A 26,672-nucleotide genomic window follows, 5' to 3' on the forward strand; every position below is an offset into this window, starting at 1 on the left:
GAGTTATGCAACAGTTACCCATGTTATGCGATCGCCCTTTTTTCCATCTAGTTTTATTCGCTTCGTGGTGCGTTGGCTTGGTAGCTCTTTTGCATTTTTGTTTGGCTTTGTGCGGTTGGAAAAATGCAAATGTGCTACCAAATGCGTGGAGTTCTTAAAGCAAGTCTAAATATTTACGATGAAGTTTCAAATAGCTTTCTAAAGAGTACTCAACACTTCCTCCATTTTGCTCAAAGTGTTCATTTGTTGGTTCGTATTTTTTCATAATTTCATCAAAATGATTGTAATAAATTTCATTTAGAATAAAACCGTCTAAATATCCATTACAATCAACAAGTAAATTGGGAGTTGTTTCTAAAATAAGAAAACCAGTTTTTTCCCAATTATCGGTCTTTTTTAATTCAAAAAAATAATTATTTTTATTTTCTAATAACCATTGTACAAGACCTTTTTCATTTTTTGCTGTTATTTTGTGGTATTTATCCAAGGCGTTTTTAACGAAATCATTTTTCCTAAAATTTTGAACGACATTAGAAACTTCACTATAAATAGCATTTATATGTACGAATGCTTTATATTTTATTCTGACAAATGGATTGTTTAATTCTAATTCTTCTGCTAATAGTTTACATTTATTATACCAATGGACTACTTCTTCAATAGGTACTAAACCTAAATTTTCAAGATCATTAAATTCTTGAACAGCTTTTTCAATTCTTTGAAGAATTATTAAGTGCTCTATGGAAGGATTAAAGTCTACTTTTTCTTCTTCGTAAAAATTAAAATAGATATCCCAATCGTGTTCGTCAGGTTTGTCTTCTTTTAATGCATTACACAAGTAGATATCGATAACTTTTCCGTCTTTTTCTTCAAAGTACAGAGACAATGATGGTAAGTTTTCGGCTTTAAATTTATATGCTTTACATCCTTTATTGCAATGAGTACAAATTCCTTCTACTACATTTTCGTATGTTTTTAAATCTTCGTATTTATCTAACTTTTCTTTTAATGTAGACAAAAATAAATCTTTGGACACATCCATATATGACCTATTATCATCTAAAAGCATTGCTAATGTTTCAAAATCTAATGTCTTAAATGCCTGTATGAGTTTTTGTTTTTCCGTCATTTAGTTTTAGTGTTTTAGTTTGGGATACATTTCTCAATATTTATTACTTTCCATCTTGGTCGTTGCATTTTGTCCTCTCCATAGATTACTCTTGCGTTTACTCTGCAATCGTCTGTAATATTGTGCTTTTCTAAAAGATATTTTGGCACATAATAATCTCCAATAAAAGCAAAGTCAGGAATTTTTAAATAATGATCTTTTTTGTTATAGTTATATCCCATATGTCTATTTTCTACAACAAAACAAGCTATTGATGAAAATTGATAATTTATTTGAGTTGTTTGTTTACAAAACTTATCAATGAGAAATTTTCCATTTTTATCAAACATATCGTCGGTTATTTCTATTTCTTCAGAAATATTTGCAATTTTATTTGTTTCATTACGTTCTTTCCACTCGTTTTCATCTAACATCTTTTTAATAATTTCAAAAATTTCATCTATTTCGTTCTTTGTTGGGTAATGATTTTTTCTATAATAGTATTCGTTTTTAATAGCTTCTTTGTATTCATCTACGTAATAATAACCATCGCATGAATAAAAATCATCATCATCATCAAAATTACTGTTTTCCTTATATCTCACTTTTAATAATCCTGTAATATCCTTTCGTAAATTCGGATTTATTTCTTCTGTCGTTTCAATATTCAGAACTTTCGCTCTTAGCTTTTTGTCTTTACCTGTTTTTGTAGCAAAAGAAAGTTTGATAAAGTCGCCTTCATTTGGTCTTAGATTTGTTTCTGTGAACCTGACAATTCCTTGCAACTTGGACGAAATGACAAAATGAAATAATTGCTTTTGCTCGTTCACTCCGTCAACGATTGCAATTTGAGTTTGGAATTTTGAAATGACAGAACCTTTGTCAATTTTCTGAATTTGTCGCAGTTCTGTTCTGTTTTCGGCTTTTACTTTTTTGATGTAACTCTTGGCTGTTACAAAATCTCCAATTTGTAGTTCAGGTTTAATTTGAGGGAAAAAGACTTCTTTGTTTTCCGTTGTTACTGCGTGAATAATATTTTTTTCTTTGTTCATGTAATCAACAACCGCAAAAGTGTCATTCAGTATTTCCCAATGTTTTTTTTCTGTTTTTTCTGCAATGAGTGGAATATATTTGTATTCTGTAACAACGGTTTTCCCAAGCCAAGCGAACTTTGCTTCAACTTCTTTTTTAATTTCCTGTTTGTGAAGTTTGAATTTGAAAATTTGTCCCAATTCGGATTGTTTCAATACTTCAAAACGATTTTTACTGATTGCAAACTCTATTGTTTTTCCGTCAGTAAAAGTTAAACGTTCTTTTCCTTTTTCGTCTTTCCATTTATCTGCTAAAACAACTTCTGTCCAATCAAAATCAGCATACGCAAAGTTTTCGGCAAAAGGAATGTATTTTTTGTATAGTTGACGATTGTCTTTTAAACTTAATTTAACCGTATTTGTCTTTTTATATAAGGCTTCAAAATCTTGTGATAATGTTTTGCCATTATGAATTCTATAATTTTTGTAAAGGTCTAGCTCAATACGGGCATTTTCTAATAGATTATTTTCTATTAGTGTATTAGCTAATTCCAGATGTATCTTTCCTATAAAATTTTCATCTTTTTGCAAAGAAAGAGCTTTAGACAACATTCCGATTTTGATTTCAGCATTATTCTCAAAACATTTAGAGAATTCATTCCACACATATGACATATTACCTAATTGCAACACGAGTTTCTTGTAAATAATAGTTGCTGCATCAAGCTCATTATTTCTTATGTGTAACAAGGCTTTTTCTCTCAACAACCATTCATCATCAGGAAATAGTTGGATTGCTTTTTCATAAGGCTGAATAAGCCAAGATAAATTTTGTTCGGTAGTTTGGAGTTTTAAAACTTCAAAAGCCTTTTTTATAGCTTTTGTCGCTAATGGTTTGTATGTGTTTTCGTCTTTCTTGGTTTCTTTCCAATCATCGTTTCTTAAATTTTCAGGATTCCAATTTTTAAAGAAATTCAGGAAACGCCATTCGTCATTTTCTTTCATAAATCTTTCAGCAAGATTTAGAATTTCGGAATGCCATTTTGATTGTCCATGTTTTGAATAATTGGCGTTGTATTGCTCAAATAAATTCCACAAATCGGAAAACCTGTTTTCCTTGTGAGCATTAAAAATATTCCAAAAAAACGTCTCTCTGAAAAAGTCTAAAACGGTTTCTTTGTCAAGGTCAATTTTGCCTAAAAATTCTTCAATGTTTATTTCGGTGTTTGAATTTACTAACTCTCTGCAAATGCGTGATATAAGCGAAGAAATACTTTTCCCGTCTTTATACCCATTGCGCAAATCTTCGTGACGAAGATTTTCAGGATTCCATAAAAGGAAAAAATTGTAAAACTTAAAATCGCTGTGTCTTTTTGAATAGTTTAATGCGAATTTTAGAATAGCTGAATGAAGATTGGAAGATTTATCAATCTTTAAATTTAGATATTCCATTAATCGCTTTTTTACGTCAATTAATGAAAGATTACTTTCTTCTGCTTTTATGTATTGGTAAATTATCCAACCGTAATTTTCGTGATGTAATTCTGTAAGTCTGTTTTGGAAAATTAAGTTTTTGAAAATCGCTAGTGCTTCTTGATGTTTTCCGTTTTTGCTCAGTTCTTCTGCTTTTTGAATTTCTGAATAGTTCGTGTCAATTTTAGGGTTGAGAATATGAATTTGCTTTTTAATGGTTTCAACAAACTCATCTTCGTATTCAAATTGAATACTTGACAATTTATTGAAATAAGTTTGTGCCTTACTAAGATTTTGTTCTGAAATGAACTTTTTACATAAATCTATCAATACCCAAGAAAATGCTTTATTTATGTCATCATCAGCAGAATCTTGCTGATAAAGCCTTAGAGCCAACTGATAAGCATCTTCGAGTTTTCCTTCTTTTCTCAAAGCATATATTGGTGTGGAAGGACGTTCTTCTCTATAATTACTATTTACTCTGTTATTCCAAGACATATTTTTTTGATTATTGCCATTAGTATATCAGAAGATTTCTCTAAAATTTCGATTTTTGAAAAAAATCCTTTTGTGTGATTGTTTTCACTTGTGCCGTACCAAGCTCTAAAAGTCAAATCGTCTTTTTCAGAAGTTGCACGAAAAACATCTTGATTTTTATGGCTTTGTATTATTTTAAGGGTAATGTTCTCATTCTCGCAATTTTCAATCCAGGCAGAATAAATCTCTTTCCTAAAATCTTGTGGCAATTCTGGTTTATCATCTGTAATTGAAATAATGCTTTGTTTTAGGGTTAAACAATCTTCAATACAAGTTTTTACGATGATTACATCTGCATCATTAAGTTTGTCAATACGAATATTACTAACTGCAAAATTATCCTTTTCGCCTTTGTTATCTATATTTAGAATTAATTGATTTTTATCACTTTTTGGAATAGAGTAGAATGCTTTTGTTAAGTGCTCAGAATACCTTTTTGAACTTTCAAGTAAATATCCATTTTGTTCCAATAATTTTGAAATTTCACAAATTGCTCCTACAACATTTTTGTTTTCTATTGATTGTATTTTTTCTACAAATCTTGCTTCAACTTTATAATTTTCAAAAATTAAAAATTGTTTTGATTTTATGGTAACACCATTTGTAGAATTGTCTTCAAAGACACAATTCATAAAAGGATTTATTATTTGAGGCGAAGTTATGTTAACGGTTTTACCTGCTGTAACACCACTATATAACCAACGGAAATAACCATCGTTTGTAATTCCGTCATTTTCTTTACGGTGCCCTTTTATAATAACTTCGTTATAGCTAGAACCTATTGCCTTATGAACTGTAATTGCCCAACCATATTTTACAAATACTGCATTTACAAATGGGTCTGAATCTTTAATATGTAAAAATATATTTTTGTCGTACTGGTATTTGTAAAATTTGAGAACATTTTTCGCATTGACTTGTTCTTTTTTGAATTTTCTCAAATCGTTATAATTACCTTCTATAAAAAGTTTATCTTCATCAGAAAGGGCTTTATATCGAGTGTCTTCAAGTAATTGACGATATGCATGGCTTTCAGTAAATTTCTTTTTGGATTTCTCACCGTTGATTTTATTGTTTACAAAAACTCTAAAAGCAATTTGTTCTTCTTTTGTTAGATCATCTTCGCTATTAAAATAATTGTCCAAAATCCAAATGTCAGTTTCCGGTGAACCTATCAAACTTAAACATTTTACCTTTATTTTGGTAAAAGATAAGTTTATAGGTTTTTCTGATTGACGAATTTTAATTGATTCCTGCTGAGACTCTTTAATATCAAGCACGGTTAAAAACATTCCATTTACAATTCGTCTTGGAATTTGGAAACCGCTTTTATCGGGAATAGAAACATTGTTATTTACAATTAGCAAATCATCTGTTGCCAAATTTTCTCCGTTTTTCAAGCATTGTTTTTTAATCCACTTGTTGGTTATCAAACAATCTTTTTTTGAATAGAATAAAACTGCGTTATCTGGTTCACTTAAAAATGGCTTAGAAAACCAAAGATGTAAATTTTGAATTCTTTGGTTATCGTTCTGTAAATCAATTAAAGTAGTTTTATCAAAACTATAATTCAAATTATTAAAAAGCGAGTTTTCAATGCTGGTTGCTAAATCAGTTCGCAATTTTTCTTTTCCCTCTGAAAAATCATTCTCTATTGGTTTACGATAGTGTTTGATTTTTTCTTTATCGTATAATTCTGATAAAGTTTCCAAGTTCAATGCGGAATCTTCATCTTTTCCAAAAGTTAAAGAATATGGGTCGCCAATAAATACAATCTTGCGGTTGCTTTCAGGATTGAGAAATTTGATAATATCTTCTAATAATCTACCAGAACCAAAACGTAATAATTCTGATTGACTTAAGCTGCGACTTACTAAATGAGCTTCGGCAATAATAACCAAAGCTTTTTCATCAATATCCTTGCTTGATTTCAGAGGAATAACTTCCTGCAATTCTTCTTCTTGTTCTTCTTTTTCCAAATCTTCATTTTGTCCTTCAATATCAGAACCGCCATAAATAACACTGTAAATTCCTTCTGTTTCTATGTTACTCCGTTTTTGGATTTTCTTACTAATTCGTGCAGAGTGCGACCATTTTTCAATCTGTGGAATATTGTAATTTACTCCTTCGTTAGCTATAAATCGCAACCAAGAATCTCTATCATCTACATTCATAGATTCTAAAACAAGAATTCCTCCTTCCTCTTCCTTAAGAAAATCAACAATATTTCCCTCAAGATCATTGTCTATTTCTGTTATATATTTTTCAATGACTGGTTCAGATAAAGGAACTTCAAAATTCTTAATCCATTTTTCAGCAGGAAAAATACTTTTTAGAACTTTTGCAATATCTTCTTTATATGTATTTTCACTCGCAAAATCATAAAGAAAATTGGCTAAATCAGATTCTTGAATAAGTTTGTAATAAGGTAGATTTCTTGGGACTTCATTATGAAATTGAATTGGACCTGAAAAAATATTTGCAATGCAAACTCTTGAAGAATTTATTCCATCTAAGTATTTGTTCTTTTCAACTAATTCTCTGAAAGCATTGCGATAAGAGGCTAATTGTCTAAAAGGGTTGATAAAGTTTGCACCTGCTTTTATCTCCAATCTACTTCTATCTTTTATGCTTTCATTGTGCCACTTTGTTGAATGAAATTCATTTTCATTAGGTGGTAGCTTTATAATTCCTTTGTAGTCTTTGAAGTCAATGAGTATAAGTCCATTATCATAGTATAAAATTGCGTCTGCACGAAAACGAGAATATGATTCATTAAATGGATTACCAATCAATAAACCGTCATATCCCAACTTGTCAAAAGTTGTTTCAATGATTTCAACAACTCTACGGAACTGTTCGTTTTCGTGAGTATGTTCGGTTCTGTTGTTTAAAATTTCGAGCATACCTGCGTTAAATTAATTGTGTGGTTGGTTAAAAAACAAATGTGGTGCAATGCGTTGGCTTGGTGCGTTGGTTTGCACCTCTTTTGTTTTTTTGAAGCGTCGGCAGTTGTTTCCATCTTATGTCCGTTGAATTTTGTACGACTGTTCAAATAGGGTGTCGCATAACGAGCCGAGTATTTGCGAAGAACGGGAGAGAAATTGAACGCAAGTTCAAGTTCGTCCGTTCAAGCAAATTGCTTGGCAAAAACTAAATTAGTATATTGTTTTTAGAAAAGCAATTTTGCGAGTGGAAAATTATGACAAAAAAGTTTACTTTCAGCCCGTTTTTTCGCAAATAGTATGTTACCTGCAGTATTTTAAAAAGGAATTGTTAAAATTTCACCTTGCTTGTCTAAAATTTTAATTTTATCTGGACTTGAATTATTAAATTTCTGATTTGGATATATATGATATATGCCTATATTTTTTGCATCAATTTTAAGATTTTTTTTGTCTGTATCTAACAATAACCAATATGGAATAAACGCCCAATCAATATCTTTAATAGTAGCGATATTATCTCCATTAGTTGTATCTCCTGAAAGATATATTTTCTTTCCGTGCCAAGTAATTAAATAAGAATAATGTTTGAAAGTATATTTGTGTTTTGTTTTAAATGCTGTAATCTTAAAATCATCAAATGAAGAATATAAATTGTCTAATTTCTTGACATTCCAATTTCCATAAATTTTAAAACTATGTTTAGATTGCAAATCTTTTAAAATTTCTTTTGAATAATGATCATCGTGTCGATGTGTAAACAGAAATGTAGAATTGTCTTTAATATTATCTATTTCAGAAATTTCATAGTTCATATACCCATATGCACCAGATTTATATGGAAAATCTATATATAGATTTGATTTACCATCAGTTAAATGAAGTCCACAATTTCCAATAAACTTTATACTAATTTCATTAGTTTGACTAAATGCAAAATTGGAGTACCAAAAAATTGTAAAGAATAATAATATTTTTTTTAACATACAGGATTTAAATATTGCAGGTAACGGTTTGGGTATTGCCGAAGGCGGGGAGTTTTAGCACCAAACTTCAATAGAAATACCAAAGTTCAAATATAGCAAAAATGTTCAATATAATTCCTTCAGCCCCGCTTTTGGCAATACCTTGTTACCTGCTGCCCTAATTTTTTATTAGGTTTTGTCAAGTTTTGTTTTGTCAAGTTGTCATAAAATGTTAATTTTGCAACCTCAATGAAAAAAACAACGCAAATATCTTCTCAAGTTACTCCGCCTTAATGGTTGGTTAATTGCTGTTTTTTCCCAATTCCTTTTATTGGTTTCTTTCGTGTACCCGAAATGCTGATTTTCGGTGCAAATTACATTTTATAAATTTTTACAATACAAATATCTTATGCAGAAAATTATCAATATGTTTGATTTCAAACAAAAAGTAGATTACAAAACCGAAATTTTATCAGGTATTACCGTTGCTTTGGCTTTAGTTCCAGAAGCAGTTGCGTTTGCCTTAATTGCAGGACTTTCTCCGCTTGTGGGTCTTTATGCCGCTTTTATGATGGGCTTGGTTACGTCCATTTTAGGCGGTCGTCCCGGAATGATTTCGGGTGCAACTGGTGCAATAGCAGTAGTCATAGTTGTTTTAGCAAAAACGCACGGTGTGGAATACGTTTTTGCCACCGTTATTTTGGCAGGAATTATTCAAATGTTAGCAGGATTTTTAAAGTTAGGAAAACTTATCCGTTTGGTTCCGCATCCTGTTATTTTTGGTTTTGTGAATGGTTTAGCCATCATTATTTTTATGTCGCAGTTAGACCAATTCAAAGATGTTTCGGGCAATTGGCTCACAGGTTCAAATATGTATATTCTCTTGGCTTTGGTGGGTTTAACAATGCTTATTATTTGGGGATTGCCTAAAATTACAAAAGCTGTTCCCGCTTCCCTTACTGCTATTTTAGTGGTTTTTGGGTTGGTTTATTTTTTAAAATTGGATACCAAAACTGTTGGCGATATTGCTTCTATAAAAGGTGGATTTCCGCCGTTTCATATTCCTCAAATTCCTTTTAATTTAGAAACACTTCAAATCATTTTTCCGTATGCGGCTATTGTTGCAGGGGTTGGTTTGATTGAAAGTTTATTGACCTTGAATATTATTGATGAAATTACTGAAACAAGAGGACATAGCAATAGAGAAGCAGTGGCACAAGGAACGGCTAATATTTTATCGGGTTTCTTTTCAGGAATGGGCGGTTGTGCAATGCTTGGACAAAGCTTAATTAATGTATCCAGTGGAGCAAGAGCGAGATTATCTGGAATTATTGCATCTGTGGCTCTTTTAGTATTTATAATGTTTGGTAGTAGTTTAATTGAAAAAGTTCCGATGGCTGCACTTACTGGACTTATGATTATGGTAGCGATAGGTACGTTTGAATGGGCAAGTATCCGTATTATTAATAAAATGCCACGACACGACATTTTTGTAGGTATGTTAGTTGCTTTAGTTACTGTGTTGCTACACAATCTCGCATTGGCAGTTTTAATAGGAGTTATTATTTCAGCATTAGTTTTTGCTTGGGAAAGTGCTAAAAGAATACGTGCCAGAAAATACATTGACGATAAAGGAGTAAAGCATTACGAAATATTTGGTCCACTTTTCTTTGGTTCAACTACAGCTTTTACAGAAAAATTTGATGTAATTGGTGACCCCGAAGAAATAATTATTGATTTTAAGGAAAGTAAAGTGGTAGATATGTCAGCAATAGAAGCGTTGAACGTTTTGACACATCGTTATGCTAAGCAAAATAAAAAAGTACATTTGAAGCATCTAAGCGAAGACTGTCGACAATTATTGAAAAATGCAGAAAGTGTTATCGAAGTAAATATCATTGAAGACCCAACTTATAAAGTGATGTTAGATAAATAATTTTTTTTAGCGACTTTTCGAGGTCGCTTTCTTGTTGCGTAGTGTTTGGAAAGGGTTGCAGGTAACATTGTTTTTTCACGAAACTGATCTAGCTTTTGTTTCGTAAAAAATCACCTATATCTGCATTTCGTAAAATTAAAAACAAATATAATTATTTTTTTGTAAATTAGACACTTACTAAAATAAAATTCATGTATCACGAAGTAATTTGATGTAAAATGTAATAATGAATGTATGGATAGCGAAACAATTCTAAAAACGTTGCAAAATCGATTAAAATTACAACGATATGCAAACAATACCATAAAATCGTATTGTGGTTACGCTCAAGTTTTCTTAGAGCAGATGGAAAAATACAATAGATTAGATGAAATTCCTATTTCAGAAATCGAATTGTTTATCAATACAAAAGTAACTCAAGAAAATATCAGTGTTTCCTATCAACGTTCTTTGGTTGGGGCAATTAAAAAAGTATTTGAATTAGTTGAAAATCAGAAAATCGAATTAAATTATCTTTATCCAAAACGAAAAGTTAATAAATTACCAACTTTCTTTTCTCAAGAAGAAGTACGAAATTTATTAAATGCAACAGAAAATTTAAAACATAAAGCTATTCTTACAATAATCTATAGCTGTGGATTGCGACTAAGCGAATTGATAAATTTAAAAATTGCAGATATAAAATCAGAAAGTAATTTACTTCTTATTCGTCAAAGTAAAGGTAACAAAGATCGTATAGTTGCTTTGCCAGATAAACTTTTGCTATTATTGAGAGAATACTATAAGGTTTATCAACCTAAAGACTTTTTGTTTGAAGGCGCAAAAGGCGATCAATACAGCGAAAGAAGTGTCCAATTAATTTTAAAAAACGCTATGAGTAAAGCTGGCGTTTTATCAAAAGGCAGCGTACATACATTAAGACATTCCTATGCTACTCATCTTATAAAAAGTGGAATTGATGTTCGTGTAGTTCAAGAATTATTAGGTCATAACGACATTAGAACTACCATGATTTATACGCACATTACAGATATTGATAAAAAATCTACACCAAGTCCTTTAGATTTTTTGTGATAATTTGTAAAATCTAACATATTATTTTATCTCAACAACCTTCACCACTTCACTTTTCAATACTTTAGTGCCTGCCTCATTATAAGTCTGTTCTACCGTAACTTTAATTCTGTCGTATTGTGGAATTGGAAAGTTTAATAACTCACCAATATTTTTGTACCCGAATGCTTTTGCTAAAAGAGTGATGTGACGGGTGCTATATTTATGTTTTTCACGATAATTTTCAACATTACCAATGAAACTTTTCGCTAAACCCATTTTAAGACTAAGGGTTTCTTGTGAAAACTTTTCCTTTATTCTTAGTTTCTTAATATGTTGGATTAACTCAAAATCAAATTGAGTAGTTTCAAATTCAAAATATTTTATCATTTTATTAAAATATTTTACACCAATATATTGGTGTGTTAAAAAATATTGTTATATTTGTATTAGCGATTTGATAATTAGACTTTTGATAGTCATAATTAAACGATGAATCTCGAGTCAAAACGACCAATTTTACTATCGAGAGAATCGTGAAATCGCTCCATGTCTCAAAAGTTTTGTACTTTCGTATACGGCATGGGCGGTTTTCACATATGCTTTAGATAGAGACTTATTAAATCGAAAGTTTTATAAGTAGGGTTTGGTCGCCCTTGACTCTAAAGTGTGAAGCCGCCTTGCTTTTTTTTTCTAGTATATCTTCATACACGAGAAACATCGTTCCATAAAACCCAACACAAAATGAGAACGAAACAAATTCCATTCATCCGTAAAAAACCTCCAGACAAAGTCTGTTCGTTTTTTCCATTCTTTTAAAGAACAATTCTCCGTTTTATAACATTTAACGGAACGTAAAGAAAAGGTTCCCCTTTCTTTACTCGCTCTCTATCTGAGCCTCGGTAATGAGACTTTGACAGTTAGGTTATACTCTTGTTTTCGCACATTAAAAGTAAATCCTTTCATATCATTTTCCAAATTTATTGGGGCTACTACCTGTTATTTAGATATGAGACGTGAGTTTATAGTATTGAGAGGATTGTAGTATGTAATAAGTAGTATGTAAAATTTATTTGACATTAAGGTCAAGAATGAGATTCTTCGACGGGTTCCTTTAGATTTGAAAATCTTAAATTGTAGTATAAAAAGAAGAGAAAAGAGTTTGAGTACACTATAACGAGTTCAGAGCTATATAATCTCATATTCTGATTAAGACTCAACTCTTTCTTATCAAATTCTCAAATAGAAATTCGGGTTAAAAACCCATTAGTAAGGAATCGAGTTATTGATAAGTTTCTCTTCTCATTAAATTCAAAATATGGAAAAATTGTTATTGGTATTGATGTGAGTAAATTAACTTTAGACATCTGCATTCAAGAAAATGGAGTGAATCGTTTTGATTCTATTGCTAATACTGAAAAAGCTATCAAATCTTTTTTGAAACAATTTGTTAAGAGACAAAATATTCTAATTGGAATGGAGAATACAGGGAGATTTAACATCCTTCTTTACAACAACATAAATATGTAGATTTATTACTCTCAAATAACATAGCTATAAGTATGACAGAAAAAGGTGATCCCTATGAAAATGCAATGGTAGAAAGGGTTAATGGAATAATTATAATGGAATTTAATTTATATGAAAGCACATTAGGTTTTGATCAGACAAAAATTAAAATTACTAATAGTATTAAAACTTATAATGAATTAAGACCACATGCAAGTTGTGATTATTTAACTCCAAATGCTGCGCATTTGCAGTCAGAAAAATTAAAGAAAAGATGAAAAAACTATAATAGAAGTTTTAATTATCAAAACTCTCTTGTATAGTAAATTTAGGATTAAGATCAATTGGTGTATAACTATAATAGGATTTATTTAAAAACATGTATAGTTATTTTAGGACGGGTCAAACACGTTAGAAGGTCCCAAGATAAAGGCAGGATGAAGGCAGGATGAAGGCAAAATAGTGGCAGTAGAATGTATGTAAAAGATTTTTGTAGTTCAGGGGTTGTAATAATTGCCAAGTTGTTTTTATACAAAAAAATGTTTAGTGGAAAACAAAAGGATATCATTTTTAAAGTTTCAATGAATTTAAACTCGTCTTTTGAGCAATGATAATCTTTAAATTTCATTTAAAAAAGTAGATTTTAGTGTTGTACTATGTAATATTTATAATGTATTAAGTAAAATGCATTATGTATTTGTGAGAGGCTGGAATTTTCAAGGCTTCGAAATAACACAAAATCACTTTTTGAATACAAATATAAAATGAAGTAGATTACCAAAATAACCTTTGAGAATCATTTAAATCGTAAGAACACATGACCAAAAACAGTATTTCCACTTGATATTCAGCACAATGACCAAGACGATTCAAACCTCTAAAATAAGTATCATTTGATGCTATTCTGAAATAAACTCAGAATGATAAAATCCGTAAAACGTTAAGCGTAGAACGTAAAACTTAATAAAACCTATGTTTCTATTGTGGTTAGAATATTCATTTTTTATTCGGTATTCTTCTTGATGGGGCACAACAACGATGTAAAATTAACCCTTAGATAAACAAATTAACTAGAAGTGACGAATAATGAACCTAATTGGTTATCCATTAACCTAAATGGAGGTTGTATGCACTAAAATGCATTTTTTCTGTATCGGTTGTGTATCCACGCTGTATCGATTCCGTATCCATTGTATATCCATTGCGTATGGTTTGTTCGGTGCTCGTGTATCGAAAGGTTGATTACCATTTAGACAAAAAAAGTAACTATTCAACTAAAAAAGTCAATTTATTACATAAATAAGGAGTAACAATTTATTTCTTTAAAATCTTAAAACTATGTTGATTCGAATTTATTTTAACGAAATAAACGCCAGAAGTAAGATGTTCTAAATTTATCTGTGAAACAGCTGTTCGAAACTTGTTTTCATAGACCTGTATTCCTGTTTCGTTATATATAGAAATTGTAGGTTGCTTTAAAATCTGCGAAAAATGAAGGTTTCTCTTTACTGGATTTGGATACACTTGCAAAGTTGAAATAGTGTGATCTGTTGTAGTCAACTTCTCTTGTGCTTGAGAAAAATGTAATATAGTCGCCAAAGCTCCTTTCGCTACTTCTGTCAAATAATTCAAATCTAAATTAGCTATTATATCTTGAGCAGTATGTGCATAAGGCGTTTCATTTTTTTCGAAAAGTCCAGTTATTGGATAACCAACTGCCTGAAAAGGTATATAATCGGAACTATAAGCATTCGAAATTTCAGTTTTTAGAGTTGTATACAAGGGAAAAATATTCGACATTTGATTAGTCAAATCAGAAGAAGCTGCATTATTTGATGTTGGATTACTTTCATCTTGCTCACAAACAATTGTTGAATTTACTTTATTCGCCACTCCTCCTACCTCATCAATATTCAGAACAGCTTTAATGTTTAAATTCTGAGGAACTGCAATTTGATTGACATATGTCTGACTTCCTATTAAACCGCGTTCTTCTCCTGTAAAATGAATAAACTTGATCGAATAATCAGTATCGATATCTTTAATTAATCGAGCAATTTCTAATAAAGTAACCGTTCCCGATCCATTATCATTCGCTCCAGGTCCATTTAATGTATCATAATGACCATCGATGATAATAAATTTATCAGGATATTTTTTTCCAATTTTAGTTATGATTAAATTATTTCCAACATTTCCAAAAACATTTACAGATTGCTGCTCTATGTTTGAATAGCCATATGCAATATAATAAGATTTCAACCAATCAAAAGCATTATTATGCGCAGAAGAACCGACAGTTTTAATTCCGAAATCTTGAAATTTTTGTAGCTTTTGATGAACAGAATCATATTTAACTTGATCTACTATCGATTGATAAAACGGATTTAACTCTTGTGCAGCCGCATTAATAGAAAAAACAAATAATGGTAGAAATATATACTTCATATTCTCTAAATTAATTAATCAACATTAAAACGTAAAAGATTAAAAATTATTCAAAATAGTTTTTAATTCTTCGATACTTTCTGTTGCTTTTTTCTTGATATGCGTAATAGATGAATTGGTATAGGTATCTGATGGATCGATATAGATAATTGGGACATTTGTTTTTGCATAATCTTTGAGCGAAGCAGCTGGATACACTTGCATCGATGTTCCAATAATTACCAAAATATCTGCCTTTAAAACCTCATCAATCGCATTTTCTATTTCCGGAACCATTTCGCCAAACCACACAATATGCGGACGAAGTTGATTTCCATCTTCAGCCAAATCTCCAAGTTTGATATCTTTATTCCAATCAATAATTTGATTCTCATCTTTTTCGCTTCGTGCTTTTCTCAATTCGCCATGCAAATGAATTATTTTAGAAGAACCTGCTCTTTCATGCAAATCGTCTACATTTTGAGTGATAATTACAACTTCAAAATCATTTTCTAACTCTTTCAAGAAATAATGCGCTACATTGGGTTCTACTTCGAATAATTGTTTTCGACGTTGATTATAGAATTCTTGAACCAATTTTGGGTTTCTTTGATAACCTTCAATCGAAGCGACTTCCATAATATCATGATTTTCCCACAAACCATTCGCGTCACGAAAAGTAGAAATTCCACTTTCAGCACTAATTCCAGCTCCGGTTAAAACAACTAACTTCTTTTTCATTTCGAATGTATTAATTGAAGTAAATATAACTTTATAAAACAACAAAACTCCATTTATAGAAATGGAGTTTCGGTTTTATTTTATTTTTTTAAGTTCATCTAATTTGACTAGACACATAATACTAAATGTTGCAAACATGGTCAACATAAGAATTGCTGCATTAATTATCATAAGCTTTGTTTTTGGGTTATTAATTTGAATTAAAGTTACTTCAAATGATTTCTTTCGAAAAGTATTTCATTAAGAAATATCGACTTAACTCTCTTATTTTTAATGAATAAACTTTAACCTCAAGGCATAAAAAAACCTCAATTGGGAACAACTGAGGCCTTTCTCTACTAAAACTTAAGTACCATGAAAACTCAACTAACTTATATAAAGACTAGTACTTACTCTAGAATCATCAAATGATATACCAAATTATATTTCAACATATTAAAAATAAAAAAGCAGTCAATAAATTGACTGCTTTAAATAATTTGTATTTAAAATATACTTAGAAAGTGTATTTATTTTCTTTGATTAACAAATCTGCAATTTCAGTTTTTAAGTTAACTACGTTTGGATATTCGTTGTAACGTGTAAATCTTCTTAAACCAGATAACATCATGCGTTGCTCATCTCCTTCTGTGAAAGAAACGATACCGCGAGTAGCTTCTGTTTTGATAATTTCTACCGATTTGAATAATTGTAATTGAACTAATTTTTCTGCATTCTTCGCTGCATCAGCACCTTTTACATTTGCAATTTTTTCTGCACGTAACATCGCCGATTCTACCATATAAATTTCTTGCATAATACGAGAAGCCGCAATAATCAATTGTTGGTGTTGCTCTAATTCCGCACCAAATTTTTGCAAAGCAGAACCTGCAACCATAAAGAACGCTTTCTTAAGATTTGCAATAATTTCTTTTTCTTGCGCAAATAATTCTGAATAATCTGGAACATCAAAAGAAGGAATAGACATTAATTCGTTCGCCACATTCATTGCAGGAGACATTAAATCTAATTTTCCTTTGAATGCTCGTTTTACTAACATCGAAACACATAATAAGGTATTGATTTCGTTTGTTCCTTCGTAAATTCTAGAAATACGTGCATCTCTCCAAGCTGCTTCCATTGGCATTTCTTTCGAATATCCCATTCCTCCGTAAATCTGAATTCCTTGATCCGCAGAAATTTGAGCAGCATCAGAAATCCAAACTTTTAAGATAGAAGCTTCAATTGCATATTCTTCGATACCTTTTAATTCCGCTTCGTTATGAGGCATTCCTTTTGCCATATTATCTTCGATTGCATCTTGCACATCTTTCGCTGCACGATATGCACCAGCTTCTGAAGTAAACGCAGAAACAGCCATATCAGCTAATTTCTCTTTAATCGCACCAAATGTATTGATTGATGTATTGAATTGTTTACGCTCTGAAGAATATTGTAACGAATAATCTAAAATACGACGTTGCGCATCTAAACAAGCTGCACCTAATTTGATACGACCAACATTCAATGCATTCATTGCAATTTTAAATCCTCCGTTTCTTTCTCCTAATAGATTTTCTACTGGAACACGAACTTCATTAAAGAAAACTTGACGTGTTGATGAAGAAACAATTCCTAATTTATCTTCTTCTTCTCCTAATGAGAATCCAGCACCAGCCTTATCTTTTTCTACAATGAAACCTGTGATATTTTTATCATCATCAATACGTGCAAAAACAATGAATAAGTCTGCAAAACCTGCATTCGTTATCCACATTTTTTGACCTGTGATGATATATTCTTTACCATCTTCTGATAAAACAGCTTTTGTTTTTCCAGAATTTGCATCAGAACCTGCTTCTGGCTCCGTTAAACAGTAAGATGCAAACCATTCTCCTGTTGCTAATTTTGGTAAATATTTTTGTTTTTGTTCTTCTGTTCCGTACAATAAAATTGGCATTGTTCCAATTCCAGTATGTGCTCCAAAAGCTGTTGCTAACGAACCTGTTGCTCCTGAAATATAGTCACACACTAACATTGTTGTAACGAATCCCATTCCCATTCCACCATATTCTTCTGGAACAGAAATTCCTAATAAACCTAATTCACCAATTTTACACATTAATTCTTCAATCAACGCATAATCTTTTTTCTCAATTTGGTGTTTCTTAGGCACTACTTCTTTATCGATAAACTCTTTTGCAGATTGCAAAATCATTTGTTGTTCTTCTGATAAATCTTCGTAAGTGAAAATATCATTGTAAGAGGCATCTTTAATTAAATATTGACCTCCGATTAATCTATTTGGATTTGTAGACATATTTTTTTGTTGTTTAGATATTAGATTTTATTTTAGATATTCGAAAATTGAAGCTGCTCCTTGTCCTGTACCAACACACATGGTTACCATTCCATATTTCGCTTTACGCGCTTCCATTTCATGTAACAATTGCACTGTTAATTTCGTACCCGAACATCCAAGTGGATGCCCTAAAGCAATTGCACCTCCATTTACATTGACGATATCAGGATTAAGATTCAACTCGCGCATAATTGCAACTGATTGAGAAGCGAACGCTTCATTCAATTCGATTAACTGAATATCTTCTAATTTCATTCCTGCTTGTTCTAACGCTTTTGGAATTGCAAACAAAGGTCCCATTCCCATAATACGAGGTGCTAAACCTACCGTAGAATATGCAACTAAGCGTGCAACTGGCTCAAGACCTAATTCTTTCACCATATCTTCTGACATTACCATAACGAAAGCTGCTCCGTCCGACATTTGAGAAGAGTTACCAGCAGTAACTGAACCTCCTTGCGCAAAAACAGGACGTAATTTTGCTAAACCTTCGATAGATGTATCAGCACGTGGTCCTTCGTCTACTTTGAAATCTATTTTCTTTGTTTGAACTTTTTCTTTATCATCTAAGAAACTATATTCAACATCAATCGGAACGATTTGAGAAGCAAACTTTCCTTCAGCATTTGCTTTTAATGCTTTTTGATGCGAATTGAATGCAAATAAATCTTGATCCTCACGAGAAACTTTAAATTCTTTTGCTACTTCTTCAGCCGTTAATCCCATTCCCCAGTAATAATCTGGATGATCTTTTGCTAAATCTGTTTCTGGAATTGGTTTGTAACCTCCTATCGGAATATACGACATCGACTCTGCACCACCTGCGATGATACATTCTGCCATTCCTGTTCTAATTTTAGCAGCTGCCAACGCAATTGCTTCTGATCCTGATGCACAGTAACGATTTACTGTAACACCTGGAACTTTGTCTGTGTCTAATCCCATTAATGAGATAAGACGTGCCATATTCAATCCTTGTTCTGCCTCTGGCATTGCACATCCAACGATTAAATCGTCGATACGTGCTGGATCTAAAGTTGGATAATCTTGCATTAAGCGCTTGATTACTGTAGCTGCCATTTCATCTGGACGCGTAAAACGCAATGTTCCTTTTGGTGCTTTCCCTACAGCTGTTCTATATCCTGTAACTATATATGCTTGTTTCATTTTATTAAAAAATTTAGATGTTAGACATTAGATGTTAGATATTAGATTTTAATTTTTGTTGAAATACATAATTCATTTTTTGAATTTCATTTAATAATAAAATAATGTGCTCTACTTTATCTTTTTTCAATAATTGCAGTTCTATCCCTAAAATTAATTGAGTCATTAATTCATAAGAAGAACCATTTGCTATAGATAAAAAATGAATGAATTCTTTATTCGAGTTTCTTCCTGCCCCCTCCGCAATATTAGAAGGAATTGAAATTGTTGCTCTCTTGATTTGACTTATCAAACCAAATTTTTCATCTCGAGGTAATTCTAAACAAATCAAGTAAACTTGTTTCGTCAACTCAATCGCTTTTTTCCAAATTATTAAATCCTCAAGCTTATGCATCTCAATACTAATATCTAAAATCTCAATACTACAATTTTAATTACGCAACGGTTTACCTGTTTTTAACATATGTTGAATTCGCTCTAATGTTTTTCTTTCTCCACAAAGAGATAAGAATGTTTCGCGCTCTAAGTCTAACAAGTATTGTTCTGAAACATAAGTTGATTCAGATAAATTACCACCTGTCATTACATATCCTAATTTATTCGCAATTAAACGATCATGATCCGAAGCAAAACGTCCAGCAACCATAGAGTCTGTTCCGACATAGAACATTCCCATCGCTTCTTTTCCTAACACTTCTACTTTACGTTGAATTGGTTGTGTGTAACCTGCTTCTGCCAAAATAATTGCATGTTTCTTCGCTTCTGCAATTTGACGTTCTGCATTTACCACTACAATATCTTGCTCACGAATAATTCCCATATTCTTAGCTTCATAAGCTGAAGTTGCTACTTTCGCAGTTGCGATATTCATGAAATTATCGCGCAAATGATTTACTTTTACATCATCTTTTAAAGCGAATTCAGTTGCACGGCGCGCAAATTCTTTCGAACCTCCACCACCTGGGATTAATCCAACTCCAACCTCAACCAAACCAATGTAAGTTTCGGCAGCAGCTACAATTTTATCCGCATGCATCGACATTTCGCAACCTCCACCAAGCGTCATTCCGTGAGGAGCAACAACAACTGGAATAGATGAATAACGAACACGCATCATCGTATCCTGGAACATTTTGATTGCCATGTTCAATTCCCACCAATCTTGCTCAGCAGCCATCATCATAATCATGGCTAAATTAGCTCCAACAGAGAAATTGTCTCCTTGGTTCCCAATTACAACTCCACGATAATCTTTTTCAGCTAACTCGATTCCTTTATTGATTCCTTGTAAAACTCCACCTCCAAGAGAATTCATTTTAGAACGGAACTCAATATTGATGATTCCATCTCCTAAGTCTTGAATAGATGTTTCTTGGTTTGACCAGATTTCATTTGTTTTTCTAATGTTATCTAAAATAATAAATGCATCTTGACCTGGAATTAATTCGAATTGCTTTGATGATTGATTATAGAATAATTTCTTACCATTTTCGATTTTATAAAAAGAATCTGCACCAGTTGCTGCTAATTCTTTTACCCAATCCGAAACCTTTAAACCTTCTGATTCTACTAATTGAATTCCGTTTTGTAACCCAACCAAATCCCATGTTTCAAATGGACCATATTTCCAAGCGTAACCTGTTTTTAAAGCGTCATCTATTGGATAAAGTACATCTGTAATTTCTGGAACACGTTGAGAAACGTAAGCGAATAATGAAGCAAAATGTTTGCGAATTAATTCTCCAGCTTTACCAGAATCTTTCAATAAAACACCTAATTTATTACGCATAGACCCCGCATTTTTAGCAGTTTCTACAGCAGTAACTTTTGCGCGTTCCATTGGACGATACTCTAACGTATCAAGATTTAAGGCAAAACGATTGGTATTTCCTTCTTTATCAATTTCTTTATAATAGAAACCTTTTTTTGTTTTATCTCCTAAGAATTTATTCTCGATTAAGAAATCCAAAAATTTTGAATCTTTCAAACCTTGGATCATTTCGTCATTTGGCGCATTTTGCTGTAAACCTTTTGTTACATTATATGCTGTATCCAAACCAACCAAATCACCCAATTTGAATGTTCCCGTTTTTGGACGACCCAAAATAGAACCTGTCAAAGTATCAACTTCTTCAATCGTTAATCCAATTTCTTGCGCCAATTCCATCACTTTCGCCATCGAGTAAACTCCTACTCTATTTCCGATAAAACCTGGCGTATCTTTACATAAAACTGGTGTTTTACCTAAGAATAAAGATGCATAGTTTTGGAAAAACTCAACAACAGATTTGTCTGTTTGAGGAGTTGGAATAATTTCGAATAATTTTAAGTAACGTGGCGGATTGAAGAAATGCGTTCCGCAGAAATGTTTCTGAAAATCTTCTGAACGACCTTCAATCATCAAATGAATTGGAATACCAGAAGTATTAGAAGTGACTAAAGTTCCTGGTTTACGGAAGTTATCTACGCGCTCAAAAATAGATTGTTTAATATCCAATCTTTCGATCACAACCTCTATTACCCAATCCGAGTTTTTAATCTTCTCGAAATCATCATCAAAATTCCCTACAGTTATACGAGAAGCAAATGCTTTGTCATAAATTGGTGAAGGATTGCTTTTTAAAGCAGCATCTAAGTGAGTTTGAGCAGTTCTGTTACGAACTACTTTACTCTCTAAAGTAAGTCCTTTCGCTTGCTCTTGTGGTGTAAGCTCGCGAGGAACCATATCTAACATCAAGACTTCGACTCCGATATTTGCAAAATGACATGCAATACCAGAACCCATCACTCCTGATCCTAATACAGTTACGTGTTTAACGTGTCTTCTCATAATTGTTTTTAAATATTTTTTTGTCCGATATTAATTGGTTAATCTTATAAATCACTTCTAAGAAAATTTGCATTTTCTCTGGCTCGATGTGATTATTAATTGATTCATTAAATTGCAAAACAAAATGTTTTGAAATATCTCTCATTCTTAATCCTTCTTCAGTCAAAGTGATCAACACACTTCTCCCATCTTCTGGATTTGGTTTTCGAACGATAAAATTTCTTGCTTCTAAGTTTTTTAATGTTCTCGACAAGCTTGTTGGCTCTATTCCCATCTTTGGTCCTAGCGACGTACTTGGCGTACCTCCTTTCGGATCTATTGATAATAATGTAAAGGCATACACCATTGTAGAATCGTAAGCGCCTGCTTGCTCATTATACATTTTCTGAACTGACAACCATGTTGAACGCAATAAATAATCTATCGTTAAATCTTCTCTTAACATATTTTAGTGTATGTATAACAAATATAATCTTTTTTTATTATGCAAGCATAATAAAGTTTTAAAATTTAATTTTGTTTAACAAATAATGATTCAATTTACTATTTATCAATGAAATGTAACTTTAAATTATGATTAATAAAATAAATAGTATGATTAAATAATACTTAAATTTATTCCATTAATAAAAAACTGACTGTAGTAGTGTAAAAATACGTCATATTTAGTATCGAAAATAAATATAATGTTGGTTTTATATTATAAATAAATAAGATTGTTTAATCTCTTTTCAACGGCATACATTCGTAGAAATTTTAAAATACTGCTTATGGAATCAAACCATACGATGAACAAAGTAACAGCGGCAACGCTATTAATCGCATTTGGAATCATTTACGGTGATATTGGAACAAGTCCTTTATATGTAATGAAAGCGATAATTGGCGAGACTCGCGTGATTGAAGAGAGCATTGTCTACGGAGGCGTATCATGTGTTTTTTGGACTTTGTGTTTTCAGACTTCTATCAAATATGTATGGTTGACACTAAAAGCGGATAATGATGGCGAAGGAGGAATTTTTTCTTTGTATTCATTAATCAAGAAAAAAGGTAAAAACCTAATTATTCCTACTATCATTGGAGCTTCTGCTTTGCTCGCCGATGGAATTATCACTCCCCCCGTTTCCGTCTCTTCCGCTGTTGAAGGACTACGAATGCTAAACGGACTCGAAAATCTACCTACCATACCTATTGTAATCTTCATCCTTTCGATGTTATTTTTCTTCCAACGATTTGGAACAAATAAAGTAGGAAAAATATTTGGACCATTTATGGTTTTATGGTTTACAATGCTTCTAGGCTTAGGAGTTTTACATATTGTACATCATCCAAGTATCATCAAAGCATTAAATCCTTATTACGCGTATAACTTGTTAATGAATTATCCTCACGGATTCTGGATTCTTGGCGCTGTATTCTTGTGTACAACAGGTGCAGAAGCGTTATACTCCGATTTAGGACATTGTGGTCGAAAAAACATTAGAATTAGTTGGTTGTACGTTAAAATTTGTTTAGTAACAAACTATTTAGGGCAAGCAGCTTGGTTAATGCACCAAGACAACCCTATATTAGACGGTAGAAATCCTTTCTACGAAATGATGCCAGATTGGTTCTTAATTCCTGGAATTTGTATTGCCACGGGTGCAGCTATTATTGCATCACAAGCTTTGATTACAGGATCTTTTACATTAATCAATGAAGCAATTAACTTAGGTTTCTGGCCAAGAACATTAATTATTCAACCAAACGAACACAAAAGCCAAGTTTACATTCCTACAATCAATTTTATGTTATGGGCTGGCTGTGTCTTTATCGTTCTATATTTCGGAGATTCGTCCCATATGGAAGCCGCCTACGGTCTTGCCATAACGGTTACCATGTTAATGACGACTTTCTTGTTATCCTATTATCTTAATTATTATACAAAATTCAACAAAGTATTTATTGTGGCAATTTTATCGATATTCGTAGCAATAGAATCTTCATTTTTCGTAGCAAATGTGGTCAAATTTGTTGATGGTGGATATTTAGCTTTATTAATGGGATGGCTGTTCTTTGTAATAATGTATTGTAGTTTTTATGGAAAAATCCTTAATTCTCGAAACTTAGAATTCGTAAAAATAAAGCGCTACGCAAATGTATTAACAGAATTGAGCGAAGATAAAACAATCAATAAATATTCGACTTTCTTGTTTTACTTAACGAAATCTACGAATCCGAAAAATATCGAGAAATACAGTATTCAATCTATTTTATCAAAACGTCCAAAACGAGCAGATGTCTATTGGTTTATAAACATTAACCGAGATAGTGAACCTTATACGTTGAACTATAAAATATTGCCAATTGTCAATCAAAAAATATATCGAATTACATTTAATGTAGGATTTAGAGTTCAGCCAAAAACAGAACAATATATCAAAAAAGTAATCAACGATATGTATGCAAATGGAGAATTAGAGTTAAAATATTTGAGTACATGTTTGAAAAAATACAATCAAGATCCTGATATGAAATTTATTTTGATTGAAAAATTCCCTTCAATTGAAACCAAATTAAGTATGAAAGAATTTTTCACACTGAAAGTTTATTATCTTTTAAAGAAAATAGAATTCAACATTCCGAAATCTTTTGGTCTAGAGAAGAACGACGTTGTTGTAGAACATATTCCTCTTTATATGCACAAACATAATATTGACAACTTAAAAAGAATTCAATAAAAATATAGAAATCCTGAAAATAATTTTTCAGGATTTTTTTGTAAATATTTCAATATTGATAATTATCAAATAATTTTTATAAATTTATATCAATCAACAAGATAAAATATTTATAAAAAATTAAATTATGTTCGAAATTTATCAAGACAAAGCAGGAGAATATCGTTTTCGTTTGAAAGCTAAAAATGGACAAATTATTTTGGCGAGCGAAGGTTATAAACAAAAAGCAAGTTGCGAAAATGGAATTGAATCTGTTCGCAAAAATTCTCAAGATGATTCTAAATACGAATTAAAAGAAGGTTCTTCGGGTAAATGGCATTTCAATTTAAAGGCAACAAATGGGCAAGTAATTGGAACAAGCCAATCGTACGAAACTGAATCTGGTGCTAAAAATGGAATTGCTTCTGTAAAAACAAACGCTGCTGATGCAGAAGTAAAAGAAGTAGAAGGTTAATTACAAACCATTATAAAAAGCTGAAGCCTTGGATAAATCCAAGGCTCAACCTAATTAACACTAATATGAATTAACACTAAAAACTTATGAAGTAAAATAATGTTCAACTTTATTTTAGATGCGATCTAAGCATCCAAGCAGTTTTTTGATGTTGTTCTAATAAACCAACTAAGAAATCCGAAGTTGAGATATCATGAAACTCATCAATTTCTACTACAGCCTGCGCCAAAAAGTCAATAATAACTTCGTGATCGTGTAGTAAATCAGCAATAAAACTTAAACTATCTTTGTTTTTAGTTTTTCTTGTTTCTGATAAGTGAGCTAACTGCAAATACTCTGCCATAGTTGCTGGTGCATAAACATCTTTTTGACGAATTTTTTCTGCAACATCATCTATAACAATTTGTAACTCGTTATATAACGATTCAAAATACACATGTATTGTCTGAAAATCAGGACCTTCAACATTCCAATGTGCATTTCTTGTTTTTAAGTATAAAATATGTTCATCAGCTAATAATTTAATTAAAATATCAGCGATTTTTTGTTTTTTTTCTGACGATAATAATTTCATATGATTAAATTTTATATTGTCTATTTGATTAACTTTACTAATGCAAATATAGAACCAGAAAACGAATGAATTATAGATTTATTAAATCTTATTTCTATTCTTTTATAATTAAAAACTATGAACGACGCGAATTAACTTAAAATAAATAATGATGTTTACTTAAAAACAGAATTACTATTTTTGATGAGACAAATTTATAGTGGTTTTTTCAATTAGAGCCATTTTTAAAAGTTAAAAATTAATTAAATTTCTATGAAAAAGTTTCTTTTATTTATCATTTCTTTAACCCTAAGCAATACTGCTTTTTCTCAAATTAATCAAAATTAAACGCTTAATAATAATTGGCGTTTTGGAGATGGTTTGTGACTATCTTTTGGGAATAATAGCTATTTTAGGGTTTAATATTTCTCCAAGTGTTGGATAGATGGTTGCAAACAATTTAGAATTGGGTGCGACAGCAGGTTATCAGTATGCGAAAGATGACTATTTAAAGCAAAATTTGTTTAATGTTGGTCCTTACATTAACTTTTTTCCAATCGAAAATATTTTCTTGAGAGCCAATTATATATACTACACAGGAAAACAAAAGTACAACGATCGTACGCCATATTACAACAGTATTTATGAAGCTAAAATGGACGAATCTGCGTTATAGTTGGGAGCTGGATATCAATCGAGCGGGCCTGTAAGATTTCAAGCTGGTGTGATGTACAATGTTTTATACAAAGAAAACGAAAGTATATTTTCTTCAGGATTACAACCTTTTATGGGCGTTTCAATCGGATTATAAGTCATAAAAAATCCATCTAAAGTTTTTAGATGGATTTTTTTTATTTATTTCATGTCCCGTCCTGAAATAGC

At 31.5% G+C, this 26,672-nt stretch carries 20 protein-coding genes; 7 read left to right on the plus strand and 13 right to left on the minus strand.

Annotated elements, in window-relative coordinates; all coding sequences use genetic code 11:
* Positions 1-154 precede the first annotated feature (154 nt).
* The 4 genes from B4G36_RS00500 to B4G36_RS00515 form a co-directional block, all read right to left on the minus strand.
* Positions 155-1,129: a hypothetical protein gene (locus B4G36_RS00500; RefSeq protein ID WP_291061195.1), complete on the minus strand. Its 975-nt coding sequence runs from the start codon at positions 1,127-1,129 to the stop codon at positions 155-157.
* 14 nt (positions 1,130-1,143) lie between these two features.
* Positions 1,144-4,110, minus strand: a complete 2,967-nt coding sequence (locus tag B4G36_RS00505; protein WP_291061197.1) for a tetratricopeptide repeat protein — start codon at positions 4,108-4,110, stop codon at positions 1,144-1,146.
* Positions 4,089-7,055 carry a hypothetical protein gene (locus B4G36_RS00510; protein WP_291061199.1) on the minus strand — a complete coding sequence of 989 codons (2,967 nt, stop codon included), beginning with the start codon at positions 7,053-7,055 and terminating at the stop codon, positions 4,089-4,091. Before B4G36_RS00510 ends, B4G36_RS00505 begins: the two co-directional genes overlap by 22 nt.
* A 356-nt stretch (positions 7,056-7,411) precedes the next feature.
* The gene (locus B4G36_RS00515; protein ID WP_291061201.1) at positions 7,412-8,080 is read right to left on the minus strand and encodes an MBL fold metallo-hydrolase; all 669 of its coding nucleotides are present in this window, start codon (positions 8,078-8,080) and stop codon (positions 7,412-7,414) included.
* Positions 8,081-8,468: 388 nt separating this feature from the next.
* On the opposite strand from B4G36_RS00515, the gene B4G36_RS00520 reads away from it, so the two are divergent.
* Together B4G36_RS00520 and B4G36_RS00525 are read left to right on the plus strand one after the other, a co-directional pair.
* The gene (locus B4G36_RS00520) at positions 8,469-9,995 is read left to right on the plus strand and encodes a SulP family inorganic anion transporter (protein ID WP_291061203.1); all 1,527 of its coding nucleotides are present in this window, start codon (positions 8,469-8,471) and stop codon (positions 9,993-9,995) included.
* Between the two features lie 234 nt (positions 9,996-10,229).
* The gene (locus B4G36_RS00525) at positions 10,230-11,069 is read left to right on the plus strand and encodes a tyrosine-type recombinase/integrase (RefSeq protein ID WP_221854646.1); all 840 of its coding nucleotides are present in this window, start codon (positions 10,230-10,232) and stop codon (positions 11,067-11,069) included.
* Positions 11,070-11,090: 21 nt separating this feature from the next.
* On the opposite strand, the gene B4G36_RS00530 is transcribed toward B4G36_RS00525, so the two are convergent.
* Entirely contained in the window at positions 11,091-11,438 is a 348-nt protein-coding gene (locus B4G36_RS00530) for a helix-turn-helix domain-containing protein (protein WP_260544314.1), read from the minus strand.
* Between the two features lie 1,166 nt (positions 11,439-12,604).
* Here B4G36_RS00530 and B4G36_RS00535 point away from each other — a divergent pair.
* The gene (locus B4G36_RS00535) at positions 12,605-12,835 is read left to right on the plus strand and encodes an integrase core domain-containing protein (protein ID WP_291061229.1); all 231 of its coding nucleotides are present in this window, start codon (positions 12,605-12,607) and stop codon (positions 12,833-12,835) included.
* Between the two features lie 1,036 nt (positions 12,836-13,871).
* Here B4G36_RS00535 and B4G36_RS00540 read toward each other — a convergent pair.
* From B4G36_RS00540 to B4G36_RS00570, 7 genes are all read right to left on the minus strand, one after another.
* Positions 13,872-15,005, minus strand: coding sequence for a M28 family peptidase (locus B4G36_RS00540; RefSeq protein WP_291061207.1), 1,134 nt, complete (start codon positions 15,003-15,005; stop codon positions 13,872-13,874).
* Positions 15,006-15,044: 39 nt separating this feature from the next.
* Positions 15,045-15,725: an SIR2 family NAD-dependent protein deacylase gene (locus B4G36_RS00545; RefSeq protein ID WP_291061209.1), complete on the minus strand. Its 681-nt coding sequence runs from the start codon at positions 15,723-15,725 to the stop codon at positions 15,045-15,047.
* A gap of 496 nt (positions 15,726-16,221) precedes the next feature.
* On the minus strand, positions 16,222-18,024 hold the full coding sequence (locus tag B4G36_RS00550; RefSeq protein ID WP_291061211.1) for an acyl-CoA dehydrogenase family protein: 1,803 nt from the start codon (positions 18,022-18,024) through the stop codon (positions 16,222-16,224).
* A gap of 27 nt (positions 18,025-18,051) precedes the next feature.
* Positions 18,052-19,233 carry an acetyl-CoA C-acyltransferase gene (locus B4G36_RS00555; protein ID WP_291061213.1) on the minus strand — a complete coding sequence of 394 codons (1,182 nt, stop codon included), beginning with the start codon at positions 19,231-19,233 and terminating at the stop codon, positions 18,052-18,054.
* Between the two features lie 34 nt (positions 19,234-19,267).
* A complete protein-coding gene (locus B4G36_RS00560; protein WP_291061215.1) occupies positions 19,268-19,627 on the minus strand; it encodes a four helix bundle protein in 360 nt (119 codons plus the stop codon).
* Positions 19,628-19,663: 36 nt separating this feature from the next.
* A complete protein-coding gene (locus B4G36_RS00565) occupies positions 19,664-22,063 on the minus strand; it encodes a 3-hydroxyacyl-CoA dehydrogenase/enoyl-CoA hydratase family protein (RefSeq protein ID WP_291061217.1) in 2,400 nt (799 codons plus the stop codon).
* On the minus strand, positions 22,047-22,508 hold the full coding sequence (locus tag B4G36_RS00570; protein WP_019976592.1) for a MarR family winged helix-turn-helix transcriptional regulator: 462 nt from the start codon (positions 22,506-22,508) through the stop codon (positions 22,047-22,049). Before B4G36_RS00570 ends, B4G36_RS00565 begins: the two co-directional genes overlap by 17 nt.
* 325 nt (positions 22,509-22,833) lie before the next feature.
* Here B4G36_RS00570 and B4G36_RS00575 point away from each other — a divergent pair, with 325 nt between their 5' ends.
* Both B4G36_RS00575 and B4G36_RS00580 read left to right on the plus strand, forming a co-directional pair.
* A complete protein-coding gene (locus tag B4G36_RS00575; RefSeq protein ID WP_291061219.1) occupies positions 22,834-24,783 on the plus strand; it encodes a KUP/HAK/KT family potassium transporter in 1,950 nt (649 codons plus the stop codon).
* Positions 24,784-24,910: 127 nt separating this feature from the next.
* Positions 24,911-25,237, plus strand: a complete 327-nt coding sequence (locus B4G36_RS00580) for a YegP family protein (RefSeq protein ID WP_291061221.1) — start codon at positions 24,911-24,913, stop codon at positions 25,235-25,237.
* Positions 25,238-25,346: 109 nt separating this feature from the next.
* Here B4G36_RS00580 and B4G36_RS00585 read toward each other — a convergent pair whose 3' ends face one another.
* The gene (locus B4G36_RS00585; protein ID WP_291061223.1) at positions 25,347-25,811 is read right to left on the minus strand and encodes a Dps family protein; all 465 of its coding nucleotides are present in this window, start codon (positions 25,809-25,811) and stop codon (positions 25,347-25,349) included.
* A 424-nt stretch (positions 25,812-26,235) separates the two neighbouring features.
* Between B4G36_RS00585 and B4G36_RS00590 the strand changes: the two genes are divergently transcribed.
* Positions 26,236-26,466 (plus strand): hypothetical protein, encoded by a 231-nt coding sequence (locus B4G36_RS00590; RefSeq protein ID WP_291061225.1) that lies wholly within the window; start codon positions 26,236-26,238, stop codon positions 26,464-26,466.
* Positions 26,467-26,601 (plus strand): hypothetical protein, encoded by a 135-nt coding sequence (locus B4G36_RS00595; protein WP_291061227.1) that lies wholly within the window; start codon positions 26,467-26,469, stop codon positions 26,599-26,601.
* Positions 26,602-26,672: the final 71 nt, after the last annotated feature.

The sequence above is a fragment of the Empedobacter sp. UBA3239 genome, from assembly GCF_002362875.1.
GTDB classification, from domain to species: Bacteria; Bacteroidota; Bacteroidia; order Flavobacteriales; family Weeksellaceae; genus Empedobacter; species Empedobacter falsenii_B.